Genomic DNA, 15,531 nt, shown 5'->3' on the forward strand with positions numbered 1-15,531 from the left:
AACGCCTTGATGCACTCGTAGTGCGCGTTCGCGGCGCCCCTCATGCCCTGCCACCACCACCGGTCGACCAGCCCCTGCGACACCTGCGCGCCGGGTCGGTTGAAGCCGTAGAACGGGCCGCTCGGCACGTCGATGTAGAACTGGGCGCGGTTGGCGGCCAGCGCGTCGCGCAGCTCGTCGAACGCCTCGATCGGGGTGCCCTCGGGGTTGCTCTCCTTCTTGACCATGACCGGGGGCACGGCGTTGGAGATCACCGCCTTGGAGACGCGGCCCGGCTTGGCGCCGGCCACGTAGCGGATCACCTCGCCGCCGCCGGTGGAGTGCCCGATGTGCACCGCCCCCTTGAGGTCCAGGGCGTCGGTGAGGGCGGCCACGTCGGCGGCGTAGGCGTCCATCTCGTGGCCCGAGGGCGGCTGGCTGGAGCGCCCGTGACCGCGGCGGTCGTGGGCGATGACGCGGTAGCCCTTGGACAGGAAGTACAGCAACTGGTTGTCCCAGTCCTCGTGACTCAGCGGCCAGCCGTGGTGGAAGACGAGCGGCTGGGCGTCGCGGGGGCCCCAGTCGACGTAGAAGATCTCGGTGCCGTCGGACGTGGTCACCGTGCTCATGGCTGACTCCTCCGGGTGATTGGCTGCCTGGTCTGCCGTCGGGCCCGCCCCGGCGCCGACAAGACGGCCGGCTCTGAGCACACGTCCCCCCGGACACTTGCCGCCCCCGTGTCTGCCACGTTACGCGCGCACCCATGAGGGTGCATGCCGCCCGCGGGTCGCGGGCGGCGAGTGGCGGGTGGCGGGTGGCGGGGACGCCTTGGCACCCACAGACTTGACGCAAGGCGGGGGCCCACCGCACACCGCGCGTCGCTGGCCCCCCGACGCTCCCCAGGGACCGAACAGCCGCGCGTGGAGAACCGATGTCCGCCCGACGCATCCCACTGAACCTCTACGGCATACCCTTCGGCATCGCCGGCCTCGCGGGCGTGTGGCTGACGGCAGCGGACGAGCAGTACGCGACCGTCGTCGTCGGCGAGGTGCTCGCGGCCATGGGCGCCGTCGCCTGGGTGGTGGTCAGCGTCTGCTACCTCCGCTACATATGCGGTGCGCCCCGGGCCCTGCGCGCGGACCTGACCGACCCGGTCCTCTCTCCCTTCGCCGCGCTCTTCACCGTCACCCCCATGCTGCTCGCCGCGGAGGCCCTCACGCGCTACGCGCGCACGCCCGCCACCGTCCTCGTCGACGTCTTCCTCGCGCTCACGTTCGTCTTAGGCGCGTGGTTCACCGGCCAGTGGATCTACGGCCCCCTCGAAGTCCACAACCTCCACCCCGGTTACTTCCTGCCGACCGTGGCGGGCGGATTCGTAGCCGCAGGGAGCGCGGGAGCCGTCGGGCAGCATCGGCTCGCGTGGGTCATGTTCGGCCTCGGCTTCGTCTGCTGGGTGATCCTGGGCTCCATGATCCTGGGCCGGTTGTTCTTCGGACCGCCCCTGCCCGCTCCCCTGGTGCCCACCCTGGCCATCGAGGTGGCGCCCGCCGCGGTCGCGAGTGTCGCCTACTTCGCCATTCACGGTCCCCGCATCGACGGCCTGGCGGCCGGACTCGCCGGATACGGCGTACTGATGGTAGGCGCGCAGGTCAGACTCGTCCCCCTCTACGCGAGACTCCCCTTCATGTCGGGCTTGTGGGCCTTCACCTTCTCCTGGGCGGCCGTCGTCAACGCGACGCTGCACTGGATCGACCAGCAGCGGCCCCCCGGCCACCAGGCCTACGTGTACGCACTCCTGATCGTCATCACACTCTCCTACCTGGCGGTCGGCGCACGCACCGCAGTGGCGCTGGCGCGCGATGAACTGCTTCCCCGACCTCCCGAGCACACCGTCACCCCTGCCACCAGGCGGTGAACGGGGCAGCAGGCCCCTCAAGCGGCGGCACGGGTGCTCGGTTCACGCGAATGCGCCAGCCAGATGGCCGACACGGCGGCCTCAGGTTCGGCGTAGACGCGGCGCACGGCGAGCGTGCGCCGGGCCTCGGGTCCGTCCCGGAAGGCCGGGCCCGAGGACGGCGCGGGCCCGGCCTTCTCGGCCTCGGGCCCGAACAAGCTGAGCTGCTCACCGGCGGGGTGGTGTACGGCGACTCCAAGACGGGACTCACACCGCAGGCCGCCCGCGGCGGCCGGGGCCCGTCAGCCGGCGGACTCCTCCGGCACCGTGGTGTACCGGTGCCGTGCCCACAGCGGCAGCGCGACCCAGCACGCGAGGTACCAGGCCACCACCGTACCCACCAGCCAGGGAACGAAGCCGTCGTGTGTGGCCGCCCGGAGAATCAGGAACAGGGCGGAGGTGAGCGTGGCTACCAGCAGCGCCAGGCCGAGGAAGACGAGCCGCGCCGCTTACGCCTTGCGCAAGGCGGGGGCCCACCGCACACCGCGCGTCGCTGGCCCCCCCGGCGCTCACCCCACCCACCTGAGCAGCCCAGCGACATCACGAGCTCCACCTCAGGTGGAACGCGTAACCGCCCGGGGTGGCGATGACGCCGTTCGGGAGTGGGCGGCAGCAGCGGAGCCACCCGCTCCCACAGGTCATCGGGAACAAGATCAGCACGCATCCTGCGACACCCTGCCGACCAAGATCGTCGAGCACAGGACCTGACAGGTCGACCCAATCTGAAACGATCAGTTAGTCGCGGACCAGGTCGTCCGCGGTAAGGACGGACCGCAGATCGGGGCCCGACTCGGCCTGCCCGCACGGTCCTTGCCTCTCGACGAGGCGAGCGAGCACTTCGGCAGCCCGTTCACGGCCGCCGCGCACCCCACCGACGCTCCCGCCTCCAGCGCCCACACCCCGCAGATGCTCGGCTGGACGCCCACCCACGCCGGGCTCCTGGACGACCTGGAGAACGGCGACTGCCTACCCCAGCCCACCGGCGCCACGGCGGACCGCTGGACCTGAGCGAAGCCCACGGGGCAGCACAAAGGGACCGGTGCGGGCCCGGCATCCGCCGGTCCGCACCGGTCCCTCATGTCAGGGCGCCGCCTCACGCGGTCGCCGCTGCCCGGAGGCCGCGCCCACTGCCTGAGCCGCCCCGCTTGCGACGCACCGCCCTGCGCCGCCGCGCCGCCGTCCTCGTCACTGGGACGGCGCCGCGCGCCCACGGGGCTCCGCCCGCCCCCGCAACCGGCGCGTCACGCACGGTACCGGGGGCGGCGGCTTCAGCGGCTGGTCCGCGTCCGGTCGAGGGCCGCGATTCCGATGGCGGCCAGCGCGATCTGGATGAGCCACTCGATCCAGTCGACGCCCTTGGTGTGGGCCACCCCGAGCGCGTTCGCGATCGCCGCACCGATCAGCGCCGCCACGATGCCGATCAGGATCGTCCATATGACGCCGATGTGCTGGCGGCCCGGGACGACGAGTCGTCCCAGCACGCCGATGATGATGCCGATGATGATGGCACTGATGATGCCGCTGATCTCCATCTTCGCCCCTCTTCTTGTTGTCCCTGCGCCCTACGGATGCCCGCTGCGGCCGTTTACACCCCACCCGGTTACACAGGTCTCCGGCGGGGCGGCGAAGCGGCGCCGCGGGCGGGGCCGAGACAGGCGTGCCAGATGCGTGCGCATCGCGCTGACCTGGGACGGCGGCCTCCTGGCCGGTCGCGTACGGCGGCGGGACGGCGGAGGCCGGAACCTCAGCCCCATGCGAACTGCGGAGGCCGGCGCCTTCAGCCGCGTGCGAGGCGAGGAGGAGTCACTGACAGACAGCCCCCGGGACGGTCACTCACGGCCGCGGCCGTGCCGGAAGCGCTCCAGGCCCGCGGAGAGGTCCACGATCGGGTCCGGATAGTCGACGGCGCCGCGGTCCTTCAGCTTCCACGGCTCGTGCACCGCCGAGTTCTCGACCTTCTCCAGCTCGGGCACCCACCGCCGCACGTACGCGCCGTCCCGGTCGTACCGCTTGGCCTGGACGACGGGGTTGAGGACCCGGTTCGGCCGGGTGTCGGTGCCCGTGCCCGCCACCCACTGCCAGTTGAGCTGGTTGTTGGCCAGGTCCCCGTCCACCAGCAGATCCAGGAAGTGGCGGGCGCCGACGCGCCAGTCGACGTACAGCGTCTTGGCGAGGAAGCTCGCCGTCAGCAGCCGGCCCCGGTTGTGCATCCAGCCCTCGTGCCGCAACTGGCGCATGGCCGCGTCCACGATCGGATAGCCGGTGCGGCCCTCGCGCCACGCCTCGACGTCCTCCCGCGCCTCCTCCTCCGAGCGCCACTGGTCGTGCTTGGTCCGGTAGTCGTCCTGGGCCGCGTGCGGACGGGCCGCCAGCACCTGCCGGTGGAAGTCGCGCCAGGCGAGCTGGCGGACGAACGCCTCGGCGCCCGGACCGCCGGACTGCCGGGCCCTGTGCACCAGTTCGACGGGGGAGAGGGCGCCGAAGTGCAGATAGGGCGAGAGCCGCGAGGTGGCGTCGCCGGCCAGGTCGTCGTGCCGGTCCTCGTAGGCGTCGACGTCCGAGCGCAGCCACGCAGCCACGCGCCGCCGTCCCTCCGTCTCGCCGCCGCGCGCCAGCCCCGGCGACGTCCCGGACACGTCAGCGCGGCCGGGCAGCGGCTCGGAGCGGACGTCCTCCGGCACCCTGACCGCGCGCGGCGCGGCGAGGGCGGGGCGCAGCGACTCCTGCGACCACTTCCGGAAATAGGGCGTGAAGACGGCGAAGTGGTCGGACGAGGACGGCGTCAGCGCCCCCGGGGCCACGGCCGTCGTCACCGTGTCGTGCACGTGCAGGCGGCGCCCGTCCGCCTCCAGCGCCCGCCGCAGCCGCTCCTCACGCCGGTGCGCGTAAGCGCTGACGTCGGAGGCCATGTGCACCTCGTCGGCGTCCGCCTCGGCGGCCGCCGCGCACACCTCCTCGACGACGTCGCCGGACCGCAGCACGAGTCGGCCGCCGCGGCGGCGCAACTGCTCGTCCAGGTTCGCCAGGCAGTCCGCGAGGAACGCCAGCCGGTTGGGCGCGGCGAAGCCCGCCGCGTCTACGGCCGGGTCGCGCACGAACAGCGGGACTGCCTGACGGGAGCCTTCGAGCGCGGCGCGCAGCGGAGGATGGTCGTACAGGCGCAGGTCGGCGGTGAACAGGACGACCGAGACGTTCATGGGGCGTGCTCCGAGGACGGTGACCGGATGGGCGGGTGTGGATGCTTCCCGGGCGTGCGTCCGGGCGGATGCGGGGAGCGGGAGGCCGCGTCGGCGCGCAGGCGCGGGAGGGCGCGCCCGTATGGGGACGCGCCCGTGCGTCAGGTCGCGTCAGGTCGCGTCAGCGGGAGGCGGCGCGGCGGCGCGAGGCGGCGCGTGCGGCCGTACGGGGGAGCGGGGCCGTCCCTTCGGCGGCTCGTGCGATGTTGCGGGCCATCCCGCCGAAGACGACGGCGTGGAACGGCGAGACGCTCCACCAGTAAGCCTGGCCCAGCAGCCCGTGCGGATGGAACAGGGCGCGTTGGCTGTACCGGCTGCGGCCGGCGCCGTCGGTGTCCGCGCGCATCTCCAGCCAGGCCAGGCCGGGCAGCCGCATCTCGGCGCGCAGCCGCAGCAGCCGACCTGGTTCGATCTCCTCCACCCGCCAGAAGTCCAGCGAGTCGCCCACCCGGAGGCGCTGGGCGTCGCGCCGCCCGCGGCGCAGCCCGACCCCGCCGGCCAGCCGGTCGAGCCAGCCGCGCATCGCCCAGGCGAGGGGGAAGGAGTACCAGCCGTTCTCGCCGCCCACTCCTTCGATGACCCGCCACAGCGCCTCGCGCGGGGCCTGGACGGTCAGTTCCCGCCGGTCGGTGTAGAGGCTGCCGCCGGACCAGGCGGGGTCGGTGGGCAGCGGGTCGCTCGGCGCGCCCGGCACCGAGGCGGACGACCAGCGGGTCGTGACCTGTGCGTCGCGGACCTTCAGCAGCGCCAGCCGCACCGACTGGTCGAACCCGAGCGGATGACCCGGCGGGTCCGGGACGTAGCGGGCGATGTCGTGCTCGCGGCACACCACCTCGTGCCGCAGCGACTCGGTGAGCGGCCGCGCGATGGACGCGGGCACGGGCGTCACCAGACCGACCCAGTGGCTGGACAGCCGGGGGGTGAGCACCGGGACGGGGACGATGACCCGGTGCGGCAGCCCGGCGACCTCCGCGTACCGGAGCATCATGTCCCGGTACGTCAGCACCTCCGGCCCGCCGACGTCGAAGGCGCGGTTGACGTCGGCCGGCATACGGGCGCTGCCGACCAGCACGCGCAGCACGTCCCGTACCGCGACGGGCTGGATCCGCGTGCGCACCCAGCTCGGCGTGACCATCACGGGCAGCCGCTCGGTCAGGTAGCGCAGCATCTCGAAGGAGGCGGAGCCGGAGCCGATGATGATCGCGGCCCGCAGCACCGTGGTCGGCACGCCCGAGTCCAGCAGGATGCGGCCCACCTCCGCGCGGGACCGCAGGTGCGGCGACAGCTCCCCCTCGGGCACGCCGCTGGGGGTGAGCCCGCCGAGGTAGACGATGCGCCGCACTCCCGCCGCACGGGCCCGCTCGCCGAAGATCCGGGCGGCCTTGCGGTCGGTCGCCTCGAACTCCGCTCCGGTGCCCAGGGCGTGCACCAGGTAGTAGGCGACGTCGATGCCCCGCATCGCCTCCTCCACCGCGCTGGCGTCCGTGACGTCGCCGCGCACCACCTCCGCGTCGCCCGCCCACGTGTGGTCGCGCAGCTTCTCCGGCGAACGGGCCAGACAGCGCACCCGGTGCCCGGCCGCCAGCAGTTCCGGCACCAGGCGGCCCCCGATGTAGCCGGTGGCGCCGGTCACCAGGCAGTGCAGCGGAGGCTGCGTCTCGTCACCGTTCATCGTCCTCGTCCCTGAAGTCGTCGAACTCATCGAACTCATCGAACTTGTCGGTCGCGTCTGTTCGCGTCGGTCTCATCAGTCGTGCCGGGCGGGTCCGCCGCGTCGGTCCCGCGTCCGCCGTGCGGGACCCGCCGGTCGCGCGCCGCAGGCAGGAAGCGCGGCTTCCCGGTCAAGCCTTCCCCACGGACGCCGGTTCCGGATGCGCCGTCACCCGTGCTGGACGATCAGATGGCGGCGCCTACGAAAACGTGCTACAAGTCCGCGCCGATCCGGGGCAGACGCACAGTACGCAACCGTCGCAAGGGGTCGACGGACGATCGCCGGAGGTGTACTGCCGTCATGGGTGCGAAGGTGTTGGAACGGTTCCCCGCAGGCTCCCCTCGTGGCTCATGGCCGGCCGAGGAGTTCGCGGCACGGTGCAGGGCTGAGGGCCGGCAGGCGACGGTGGTGATGGATCTGAAGGCGGACGACTTCCTCGTGGTCGTGCCCGCCGTCGACGACGATCGCTGACGGCGCCTCGGCGTCACCCGGCTGTCCGGCGACGGCCCCGTCCTCCGCGCCCTCGCGAGCTGAGGCGGACGGGTGCATCGCGGCGCCGCCGGGCGGGGCGCCGTCCCCGGCGGACGCCGTTCGTGTAGGAGGGGGAGGTCGGCACGACTCCCCGGAGGACCCATGGCGTACTACCTGCTCAGTGTGATCCAGCCGGCCGGGGGCACACCGCCCTCGGCCGAGGAGCTGTCCCGGATCATGGCCGCCGTCGAGGTCTTCCACCAGGAGCTGCGCGCGGCCGGGGCGTGGGTCTTCGCCGGCGGCCTCGACGGACCGGAGACGGCCCGGGTGCTGCGTCCCGAGGGCGACGACGTGCTGATCGCCGAGGGCCCCTTCGCGCACGGCGGCGAGTACCTGGGCGGGCTGTGCCTGATCAAGGCCCCCGGCCCGGACGAGGCCCTAGACTGGGGCCGCAAGGCGAGCCGGGCCACCACCCTGCCCATCGAGGTACGCCCCTTCCTGCACCCGACCGAGCAGTGACGCCTGCTCCGGTTCCGGTCGCGGTCTGCCGCCCGCGCGCCTGCCGCATGCGCACCTAGGGCGACTGGTACGCGCCCGCCGCCGCCCCGAGGCTCGCGCGCCTGACGCCCGCGCACCCCTAGGCGGTCGGCCGGGGCCGGAAGCCGGAGCTGGGCCGTCCGCCCCACGCTCCCCGGCCCGTGGCCGCATCGCCCATCCGCCCCCCCCCTGCTGCCCGTGGCCGCCTGACTGCCCACCCCCACGGCCCGTACCGGATCACCCCGAGGATGGAACTGGCGTGGGACGGGTTTTACGTATAACCTCACCCGTCACCCACCTCTTGCCCGGCAGTCCCCGAAAGGCCCCGATGCGTCACATCGCCCTGGTCACCCTTGTCGTCGACGACTACGACGAGGCGATCCGCTTCTACACCGAGGCTCTAGGTTTCCACCTCGTGGAGGACGCCCCGCGTCCGGACGGCTCCCGCTGGGTCGTCGTCGCGCCGGAGGGCGGGGGAGAGGGCGCCGGACTGCTGCTCGCCCGGGGGAAGGACGACGCCCAGCGGGCCAGGGTGGGCGACCAGACCGGCGGGCGCGTCGGGTTCTTCCTGCACACCGACGACTTCGCCCGGGACCACGCGCGGATGCGGGCGGCGGGCGTGCGCTTCCTGGAGGCGCCCCGCCACGAGCCGTACGGGACCGTCGCCGTCTTCGAGGACCTGTACGGCACCGAGTGGGACCTGCTCCAGCCCGCCGCCGACGCCTAGGGACCTCCCCGCTTCACTCCCTTCTTCACCGCCCCGTATCTGCTGCCGAGGACACCTTCATGACCGCGCCCCGCATCGACGCCGACACCCTCCGCCGCCTCCCCAAGGCCGTGCTGCACGACCACCTCGACGGCGGACTGCGCCCCGCCACCCTCGTCGAACTCGCGGCCGCGGTCGGCCACACCCTGCCCACCGCCGACCCCGGCGAGCTGGCCGCCTGGTACGTCGAGGCGGCCGGCTCCGGCGACCTGGTGCGCTACATAGCCACCTTCGAGCACACCCTCGCGGTGATGCAGACACGCGAGGGCCTGCTACGCACCGCCGAGGAGTACGTGCTCGACCTCGCCGACGACGGCGTCGTGTACGGCGAGGTCCGCTACGCCCCCGAGCTGATGCTGAACGGCGGCCTGACGCTGCCCGAGGTCGTCGAGGCCGTGCAGGAGGGCCTGGCGGCCGGTGTGGCCAAGGCGGCCGCCGCCGGCACGCCGGTCCGGGTCGGCACGCTGCTCTGCGGCATGCGGATGTTCGACCGCACCCGCGAGATCGCCGACCTGGCCGTCGCCTACCGGGACGCGGGCGTCGTCGGCTTCGACATCGCCGGCGCCGAGGACGGCTTCCCGCCCGCCGACCACCTGGCCGCCTTCGAGCACCTGCGCCGCGAGAGCGTGCCGTTCACGGTGCACGCCGGGGAGGCGCACGGCCTGCCCAGCATCCACCAGGCCGTCCAGGTCTGCGGCGCGCAGCGCATCGGCCACGGCGTGCGCATCATGGAGGACATCGTCGACGGCAAGCTCGGCCGCCTTGCGGGCTGGGTGCGCGACCGGCGCATCGCCCTGGAGATGTGCCCGACCTCCAACCTCCAGACCGGCGCCGCCGCCTCCCTCGCCGACCATCCCGTCACGGCACTGAAGGACCTCGGTTTCCGGGTCACCGTCAACACCGACAACCGCCTGGTGTCCGGTACGACGATGACCCGGGAGATGGCCCTGCTGGTCGAGTACGCCGACTGGACCGCCGAGGATCTGCGCACCGTCACCGTGAACGCCGTCAAGAGCGCGTTCATCCCGTTCGACGAGCGCGCGGCGCTGCTCAGGGATGTGGTCCTGCCCGGTTACGACGCCGTGCTCTGAGGCAGTCCGCGCAGGTAGGCGGCCTGTCCGACGTGCTGGAGATCGTCGGACAGCACGCTGACCAGCCGCGCGCCCAGCGTGACGGGCGGGTCCCAGCGCTCGTCGACGACGCGTTCGAGGTCCTTGGCGGCCAGGGCGCGCAGGGCGCCCAGGGTCTGCTCGTGCACGGCGTCGTAGTACCCGGTCAGCAGGTCGGCGGAGTCCACCCGGACCTTCGCGGTCTGTGCCGGGGTGTGCCCGTAGCCGGTGCCGTGCCGGGGCAGGTCCAGGCCGAAACGCTTCTGCCAGTCCCCGGACAGCCACACCTGGTCGAGGCCGAAGGCGTCGGCGACGTGGTCGTCCTGGACCCGGGTGAGATGCCAGACCAGCCAGGCGACGGAGTTGGCGTCGTCGGCGGGCCGGGCGTTCAGCCGCGCGGCCGACAGGCCGTCGACGACGGCGTGGACTTCTTCCTGGATGCGGCCGTAGCCGTCGATGAGGATGTCCTTCGCATGCATGCGTCCACCTTCCCGCATCAGGCGCCCGCTCGCGAAGAGGGCGCCTGCGATGCGGGACGTCGGCCCGTCAGGAGGACGGGGGACGGCGCGGAGCGGGCGCGGGCGCCCCGGTCGTGCCGAGCAGAGCGATCAGCGCGCGGGCGGCCGGACCGGTGGACTGCTCCAGGGGGAGCAGCGCGACCGTCTCGTACCGCGTGCCGCCCGCGCCGTCGAACGGGAGCGCGGTGAGCGAGGGCCGCTTGTGCCGGAAGTGCCGGGGGACCACCGCGATGCCCAGGTTCTCGTCGACCAGGTCGAGCAGGCTGTGCACGTCGTTGACCTCCAGCGCCACGGTGCGCCGCACCCCGGCGGCGGCGAAGGCCGCGTCGGTGGTCCGGCGGGGACCCCAGTCGGGGTGGAAGTCGACGAAGACCTCGTCGCTCACCTCGCGCGGGGTGAGCGGCGCGGCCGCCGTCGCGAACCGGTGCCCGGGATGGCACAGCACGGTCATCGGCTCGCTCGCCAGCGCCACCGAGCGCAGTTGGTCGCCGTCGGGCTCGGTCCGGTAGGCGAACGCCAGGTCGAGCCGGCCCGCCGCGACTCCCTCCGCCAGCGCCACCGACCCCGTCTGCCGCAGCCGGACCTCCACGTCCGGGTGCCGCCGCCGGAACGCGGCGAGCAGCCCCGCCACGTGCACTCCGGCAATGCACTGCTCGGTGCCCAGCGCCAGGGTGCCGCGCAGCACGCCCTGCACCGCGGCCACCGCCTCGTGCGCCGAGCGGACCTGCGTCAGAATGCGCTCCGCCTCGCCGAGCAGCGCACGCCCGGCCTCGGTGAGGGTGACCCGGCGGGTCGTCCGCACGAACAGCGGGGCCCGCAGCTCCCGCTCCAGCGTCCTGATCGAGGCCGACAGGCCCGACTGCGAGACCATCAGCCGCTCCGCCGCCCGGGTGAAGTGCTGGTCTTCGGCGACGGCGACGAAGTGCTGGAGATGGCGCAGTTCCATGATTGAGCAGCTTAACCGCACAATCCGATCGGATTCTCCTGTTGGACCGCTGGCCGGGCCGCGCGCGAGAGTGGGAGGCCGGTTCCGTCCGCGACGGAGCCGCTCACGTCGTGCCCGATCCCAGGATGGAGTCGCGTTGTACACCGCCCACCCCGACCGCTACGCCGACATGCCCTACCGGCGCGCCGGACGCAGCGGACTGAAGCTCCCCGCGCTGTCGCTCGGCCTGTGGCACAACTTCGGCCCCGGCCGCCCGGCCGCGACCCAGCGCGCCATCCTGCGCCGGGCCTTCGACCTGGGCGTCACCCACTTCGACCTGGCCAACAACTACGGTCCGCCGCCCGGCGCCGCCGAGTCCGCCTTCGGCGAGGCGCTGCACGCGGACCTGGCGCGCTACCGCGACGAGATGGTGATCTCCACCAAGGCCGGCTATCTGATGTGGCCCGGCCCGTACGGCGAATGGGGCTCGCGCAAGTCCGTGCTGTCCTCGCTGGACCAGAGCCTGAAGCGAATGGGCCTGGACTACGTCGACGTCTTCTACTCGCACCGCCCCGACCCGGAGACTCCGCTCGAGGAGACGATGGGCGCCCTGCACTCGGCCGTCCAGCAGGGCAAGGCGCTCTACGTCGGCGTCTCCAACTACTCCCCGGAGCAGACCCGCGAGGCCGCCCGTATCCTGCGCGAGCTGGGCACCCCGCTGCTGATCCACCAGCCGCGCTACTCGATGCTCGACCGCCGCCCCGAGCAGCAGGGTCTGCTGGACGCGCTGGACGAACTGCACGTCGGCTCGATCGCCTACTCCCCGCTGGAGCAGGGGCTGCTCACCGGCCGCTACCTCGACGGCATCCCCGAGGACTCGCGGGCGGCGAGCGACAGCCCCTTCCTCGACTCGGACGCGTTGACCGAGGACCTGGTGGGCCGGCTGCGCGGGCTGAACGAGATCGCCGCCTCCCGCGGCCAGTCCCTGGCCCAGATGGCGCTGGCCTGGGTGCTGCGCGGCGAGCGGGTCACCTCCGCTCTCGTCGGCGCGAGCAGCCCGGAGCAGTTGGAGGACAGCGTCACGGCGATCCGCCGCCTGGACTTCGACGCCGAGGAGCTGGCCCGGATCGACGACCTCGCCAAGCGGTAATTCTTCTCGCCGCACGGAGCCGTCGTCGTCCGGCGGCAGCGGCGTGGCGCGAATCGGCGGACCCGCAGGGGCCGCCTGTCCTCCCCGGACAGGCGGCCCCTGCGCGTGGGGGGCCTCCCGGGTGTCCGCTACGGAGGCGGCCTCCCGGGGGCCCGCGAGGCCGAGCACCGTTCAGGCGGTCTCCGAACCTAGGCCGGGAGACCGCACACCGTCCGGATCCGGTCTCCGCCGTCCCGGGGGATCATGTCGTCCAGAGGAGCGGGGTCGAGGCGCCCGCCGTCCGGCGCCCGGCCCGGAGCGACGCCGCTCTCGTGACGCAGCGTGAGGCTCGGGCGAGGGCGGAAGGGGGACTTCCGTGCCGCGCGCGGGCGTCCGTGCTGGTCCGGACCTGGGGACCCGTCGCGGACGCCTCGACGCGCTCGCCGCCCCTCCCCGTGGCGGCGGCGCGGACGACCGTCGAAATCAAGACCGCCCGGCCCGCATTCCGTGCTGTTTCGGCCACATGGCGTGACGAATATGCCAGCAGAGTGGCCGGAATATCGTGGTGACACTGTTTCACAAGTCAACATACTCAAAGGTCAGGGACGCTTCACCGCACAGGAGCCGCACGGAGAGCGAGGCACGGACAGCGACGGTAGACGCTACGGGGGAGGTGCTGTGCACGACGAATTCCTGTGCCATGTCACCGCGTACGGCGTGTGCGACGGCGTGCGCATCGGCGTGCCCCTCGGCACCTACCGGGCGCCCACCCTGGCCCTCGCCCTGTGGTGGCTGCGCGACCGGGCCTCCTGGATCGCCGAACGGCTCGACCCCGGCCCGCACACCTCGTACGTCCCCGAGGGCGCCCTCGTCCCGGTCCCGGACAGCGCGCCCGACGTGCCCGCCCAACTGCGCTCCTGGTGCGCCGATCCGGTGCGCCAGGAACGCGTGGCCGACGAACTGGCGGGCGGCCGCCTCGTGCGCATCGCCACCGGCGACGAGACCACCGAGTGGGAACTGCTGGCGGAGTCGGTCGACGCCCTGCGCATGCAGCGCACCGTCCCCGCGCTGCTCGTGCCGATGGTCTGACCGGTGACCGGTGACCGGTGACCGGTGACCGGTGACCGGTGACCGGCGGCCGGTGACCCGTAACCCGTGACCGGCGGCCGGGTCGCGGACGCTCTACGGACCGCTCGCGGCGGACGGTCCGGACCGCTCCGCGCCCCGACGGCCCGTGAGGCCCGTCAGGCGCGCCAGCCAGCCGCCGAGGAATCCGGTGACCAGCCCCCAGAGCGCCGCCAGGCTGATCGCGCCCCACAGACGCGGGCGCAGCAGCACCTCCCCGGACAGGCCGCCCCCCGCGTCCCCGATGCCGAGCAGGGACAGAGCGTAATGGGCGGAGATCCGGCCCACGAGGCAGACCGCCAGCACCGTCAGCAGCAGTCCGGCCGCCATGCGCAGGGCGTGCCGCCACAGAGGCGTGCGGGGCGGGGAGAGGGCCGCGGCGAGGGCCCCCGCGCCCGTCAGCAGCACCGCCGCGACGGGGACCAGCCACCACGCCCGGCCGTCGTGCTCGGCGAGCGTGCCCACCGTGAGCGTGGACACGTCCGGGGTGCGCAGCACCTCGTCGAGCAGATGCGGCACGGGCAGCCCGAAGGGGCCGTCCACCCTGCCGTTCCAGGCGGCGCCCATCCCGAGCGTCAGAGCGAGCCAGGCGAGGTTCGGCAGGCCGAGCAGGACGAGGGCGAACGTCTGCTCCGGGCGCCCGCGCACGCCCGCCGTCACGAGCGCGGCGACCAGCCCGACGACGACGTACGCCAGCAGCAGGGCGACCATGGCGTACGCCACCGGACGCGCCGCCCGCCGTCCGCGCAGCAAGCGTGACGGCAGCGGCGCCTCTCGGGTGACCAGCAGCGCGACGGCCAGCACGCCCAGCAGCCACAGCAGCCCGAAGAGGACGGTCAGCGGCGCCTGGGCGGCGAAGCCGACGCGGGGTTCGGCGCCGAACAGGTCGCTGAGCGCGCCCAGCACTCCGCTGCCGAGATCGACGGCGAAGGTCTGCCGGGCGGCGAACGACAGGCCGACCAGTGCCGCAGCCCACAGGAGAGCGATCCGGGCGGCCCACCAGGCGGCCTCCCCGGGGCGCACGGCCGCCCGCCGCAGCGGGTGCAGGAAACCGGCGGCCACCGTCAGCGCGCCGGTCAGCGTGACCGACAGCGGCATCACCGTGATCCCGGCGTGCGTCTCGGCGAGGGCGCCCGCGTCGCCGGACAGCTCCAGACTGCCGCCGACCGAGGCCACCACGGTCGCGACGACTACCCGGGGAAAAGCCCGGTCCGGGAGATCCGCGGCCCCGGCGGCCCACAGTCCCAGCGCGGCGACCGCGCCCATCGCCACCAGGACCGCCAGGACGAGGAACACGGCGGCCGCCCAGCCGGTCCGGCCGCGCGGCCCGGCCGACGGGACGGGCCGGGCGCCGGAAGAGGCTGAGGAGGCGGCGGGCGGGCTCACCTCGTCACGCTAAGCAGTCGGCGGCGGCCGCGCCCGCCGGGCGGTCCGTCCGCGAAGACTGCGGGGCCGCGTGCTGGGTAGCAGGACAGGTGCAGTAGCGTCCGGTCGGACCGGCTTTCGAGAGAGAAACGCATGATCGAGCACCCGGACGGGGCAGTGATACCTACTGGTTTCGACGTTCCCGTGGAACCGCTGCGGCGGGCGACGCACTTCACGGGGGAACCCGGCTGCATAGCCGACGCGCGCACCTTCGCCGCGCACTTCCTCGACCAGCTCAAGAAAGAATGGTGCGCCGTCGTCGGCAGCCGCTCGGGCGAGGCCCTGCTTCTGGTGGTGAGCGAGCTGGTCACCAACGCCGACCGGCACAGCGAGGGGCCGTACATCCTGGAGCTGGAGGGCACGGGCGCCACGGTGAGCGTCTGTGTGTACGACAGCAGCGTCGCGCTGCCGCGCCGCTACCCGCGGGACCCGGAGCGCATCGGCCGGCACGGCCTGGAGATCGTGCACGCGCTGGCGGCCGAGGTCACCGCGGAGCGCGTGCCCGTGGGCAAGCGGGTGCGCGCACTGATGACCCTCGATCACGACTGACCCGGGGACCAGCGGTGTCCGCCGGTCCCCGGGTCTGTGGTCGCTGGGTCTCTGGTCGCTCTCTGATCGTCCCGGATCTCCCGGGCCGCTGGGTCGT

16 protein-coding genes and 2 pseudogenes are annotated in these 15,531 nt (G+C 73.4%); 9 read left to right on the top strand and 9 right to left on the bottom strand.

The annotated features are described in order from the left end of the window. Positions 1-608, bottom strand: a 608-nt coding sequence (locus ABZ861_RS28675; RefSeq protein WP_361635992.1) for an alpha/beta hydrolase, incomplete at its 3' end; no start/stop codon positions are given. 302 nt (positions 609-910) lie between these two features. Between ABZ861_RS28675 and ABZ861_RS28680 the strand changes: the two genes are divergently transcribed. Continuing rightward, positions 911-1,894 carry a TDT family transporter gene (locus ABZ861_RS28680; protein WP_361635995.1) on the top strand — a complete coding sequence of 328 codons (984 nt, stop codon included), beginning with the start codon at positions 911-913 and terminating at the stop codon, positions 1,892-1,894. A gap of 281 nt (positions 1,895-2,175) precedes the next feature. On the opposite strand, the pseudogene ABZ861_RS28685 reads toward ABZ861_RS28680, so the two are convergent. Further along, positions 2,176-2,382 (bottom strand): annotated as a pseudogene (locus ABZ861_RS28685) (hypothetical protein); the annotation flags it as partial. Between the two features lie 122 nt (positions 2,383-2,504). After that, positions 2,505-2,597: pseudogene (locus tag ABZ861_RS28690) on the bottom strand (IS5/IS1182 family transposase); the annotation flags it as partial. 146 nt (positions 2,598-2,743) lie between these two features. Between ABZ861_RS28690 and ABZ861_RS28695 the strand changes: the two are divergent. Beyond that, positions 2,744-2,941, top strand: a complete 198-nt coding sequence (locus ABZ861_RS28695) for a hypothetical protein (protein ID WP_361635998.1) — start codon at positions 2,744-2,746, stop codon at positions 2,939-2,941. A 260-nt stretch (positions 2,942-3,201) separates the two neighbouring features. On the opposite strand, the gene ABZ861_RS28700 is transcribed toward ABZ861_RS28695, so the two are convergent. The 3 genes from ABZ861_RS28700 to ABZ861_RS28710 all read right to left on the bottom strand — a co-directional run bounded on the left by ABZ861_RS28700 (position 3,202) and on the right by ABZ861_RS28710 (position 6,841). Beyond that, positions 3,202-3,465 (bottom strand): GlsB/YeaQ/YmgE family stress response membrane protein, encoded by a 264-nt coding sequence (locus ABZ861_RS28700; RefSeq protein ID WP_361636001.1) that lies wholly within the window; start codon positions 3,463-3,465, stop codon positions 3,202-3,204. Between the two features lie 297 nt (positions 3,466-3,762). Further along, positions 3,763-5,130, bottom strand: coding sequence for a deoxyribodipyrimidine photo-lyase (locus ABZ861_RS28705; RefSeq protein WP_361636004.1), 1,368 nt, complete (start codon positions 5,128-5,130; stop codon positions 3,763-3,765). Between the two features lie 160 nt (positions 5,131-5,290). Then, entirely contained in the window at positions 5,291-6,841 is a 1,551-nt protein-coding gene (locus tag ABZ861_RS28710) for an SDR family oxidoreductase (protein ID WP_361636007.1), read from the bottom strand. 339 nt (positions 6,842-7,180) lie between these two features. Between ABZ861_RS28710 and ABZ861_RS28715 the strand changes: the two genes are divergently transcribed. The 4 genes from ABZ861_RS28715 (at position 7,181) to ABZ861_RS28730 (ending at position 9,745) form a co-directional block, all read left to right on the top strand. Beyond that, the gene (locus tag ABZ861_RS28715) at positions 7,181-7,351 is read left to right on the top strand and encodes a hypothetical protein (RefSeq protein ID WP_361636010.1); all 171 of its coding nucleotides are present in this window, start codon (positions 7,181-7,183) and stop codon (positions 7,349-7,351) included. Positions 7,352-7,513: 162 nt separating this feature from the next. Then, positions 7,514-7,870 carry a YciI family protein gene (locus tag ABZ861_RS28720; RefSeq protein WP_361636012.1) on the top strand — a complete coding sequence of 119 codons (357 nt, stop codon included), beginning with the start codon at positions 7,514-7,516 and terminating at the stop codon, positions 7,868-7,870. Between the two features lie 346 nt (positions 7,871-8,216). Continuing rightward, complete coding sequence (locus tag ABZ861_RS28725) at positions 8,217-8,615, top strand: VOC family protein (RefSeq protein WP_361636015.1); 399 nt, start codon at positions 8,217-8,219, stop codon at positions 8,613-8,615. A 59-nt stretch (positions 8,616-8,674) separates the two neighbouring features. Then, positions 8,675-9,745, top strand: coding sequence for an adenosine deaminase (locus ABZ861_RS28730; RefSeq protein ID WP_361636018.1), 1,071 nt, complete (start codon positions 8,675-8,677; stop codon positions 9,743-9,745). Here ABZ861_RS28730 and ABZ861_RS28735 read toward each other — a convergent pair. Both ABZ861_RS28735 and ABZ861_RS28740 read right to left on the bottom strand, forming a co-directional pair. Beyond that, entirely contained in the window at positions 9,727-10,242 is a 516-nt protein-coding gene (locus ABZ861_RS28735) for a DinB family protein (RefSeq protein WP_361636020.1), read from the bottom strand. The two genes, ABZ861_RS28730 and ABZ861_RS28735, sit on opposite strands and share 19 nt — an antisense overlap. Positions 10,243-10,309: 67 nt before the next feature. After that, the gene (locus ABZ861_RS28740; protein WP_361636023.1) at positions 10,310-11,227 is read right to left on the bottom strand and encodes a LysR substrate-binding domain-containing protein; all 918 of its coding nucleotides are present in this window, start codon (positions 11,225-11,227) and stop codon (positions 10,310-10,312) included. A 136-nt stretch (positions 11,228-11,363) separates the two neighbouring features. Between ABZ861_RS28740 and mgrA the strand changes: the two genes are divergently transcribed. Continuing rightward, a complete protein-coding gene (gene mgrA / locus ABZ861_RS28745; RefSeq protein WP_361636026.1) occupies positions 11,364-12,356 on the top strand; it encodes an L-glyceraldehyde 3-phosphate reductase in 993 nt (330 codons plus the stop codon). Positions 12,357-13,013: 657 nt separating this feature from the next. Then, the gene (locus tag ABZ861_RS28750) at positions 13,014-13,424 is read left to right on the top strand and encodes a hypothetical protein (RefSeq protein ID WP_361636029.1); all 411 of its coding nucleotides are present in this window, start codon (positions 13,014-13,016) and stop codon (positions 13,422-13,424) included. Between the two features lie 93 nt (positions 13,425-13,517). On the opposite strand, the gene ABZ861_RS28755 is transcribed toward ABZ861_RS28750, so the two are convergent. Further along, positions 13,518-14,726 (bottom strand): streptophobe family protein, encoded by a 1,209-nt coding sequence (locus ABZ861_RS28755; protein WP_361636147.1) that lies wholly within the window; start codon positions 14,724-14,726, stop codon positions 13,518-13,520. Positions 14,727-14,978: 252 nt separating this feature from the next. On the opposite strand from ABZ861_RS28755, the gene ABZ861_RS28760 reads away from it, so the two are divergent. Further along, positions 14,979-15,434: an ATP-binding protein gene (locus tag ABZ861_RS28760; protein WP_361636031.1), complete on the top strand. Its 456-nt coding sequence runs from the start codon at positions 14,979-14,981 to the stop codon at positions 15,432-15,434. Positions 15,435-15,531 lie beyond the last annotated feature (97 nt).

Origin of the sequence: Streptomyces sp. NPDC046985, from assembly GCF_040644415.1 — a bacterium.
Taxonomy (GTDB): domain Bacteria; phylum Actinomycetota; class Actinomycetes; order Streptomycetales; family Streptomycetaceae; genus Streptomyces.

Bases quoted from the DNA above. Each gene is read 5' to 3' on its own strand.
- ABZ861_RS28680 (WP_361635995.1), top strand. From the start codon at position 911: ATGTCCGCCCGACGCATCCCACTGAACCTCTACGGCATACCCTTCGGC.
- ABZ861_RS28700 (WP_361636001.1), bottom strand. From the start codon at position 3,465: ATGGAGATCAGCGGCATCATCAGTGCCATCATCATCGGCATCATCATC.
- ABZ861_RS28705 (WP_361636004.1), bottom strand. From the start codon at position 5,130: ATGAACGTCTCGGTCGTCCTGTTCACCGCCGACCTGCGCCTGTACGAC.
- ABZ861_RS28710 (WP_361636007.1), bottom strand. From the start codon at position 6,841: ATGAACGGTGACGAGACGCAGCCTCCGCTGCACTGCCTGGTGACCGGC.
- ABZ861_RS28715 (WP_361636010.1), top strand. From the start codon at position 7,181: ATGGGTGCGAAGGTGTTGGAACGGTTCCCCGCAGGCTCCCCTCGTGGC.
- ABZ861_RS28720 (WP_361636012.1), top strand. From the start codon at position 7,514: ATGGCGTACTACCTGCTCAGTGTGATCCAGCCGGCCGGGGGCACACCG.
- ABZ861_RS28725 (WP_361636015.1), top strand. From the start codon at position 8,217: ATGCGTCACATCGCCCTGGTCACCCTTGTCGTCGACGACTACGACGAG.
- ABZ861_RS28730 (WP_361636018.1), top strand. From the start codon at position 8,675: ATGACCGCGCCCCGCATCGACGCCGACACCCTCCGCCGCCTCCCCAAG.
- ABZ861_RS28735 (WP_361636020.1), bottom strand. From the start codon at position 10,242: ATGCATGCGAAGGACATCCTCATCGACGGCTACGGCCGCATCCAGGAA.
- ABZ861_RS28740 (WP_361636023.1), bottom strand. From the start codon at position 11,227: ATGGAACTGCGCCATCTCCAGCACTTCGTCGCCGTCGCCGAAGACCAG.
- ABZ861_RS28755 (WP_361636147.1), bottom strand. From the start codon at position 14,726: ATGGGCGCGGTCGCCGCGCTGGGACTGTGGGCCGCCGGGGCCGCGGAT.
- ABZ861_RS28760 (WP_361636031.1), top strand. From the start codon at position 14,979: ATGATCGAGCACCCGGACGGGGCAGTGATACCTACTGGTTTCGACGTT.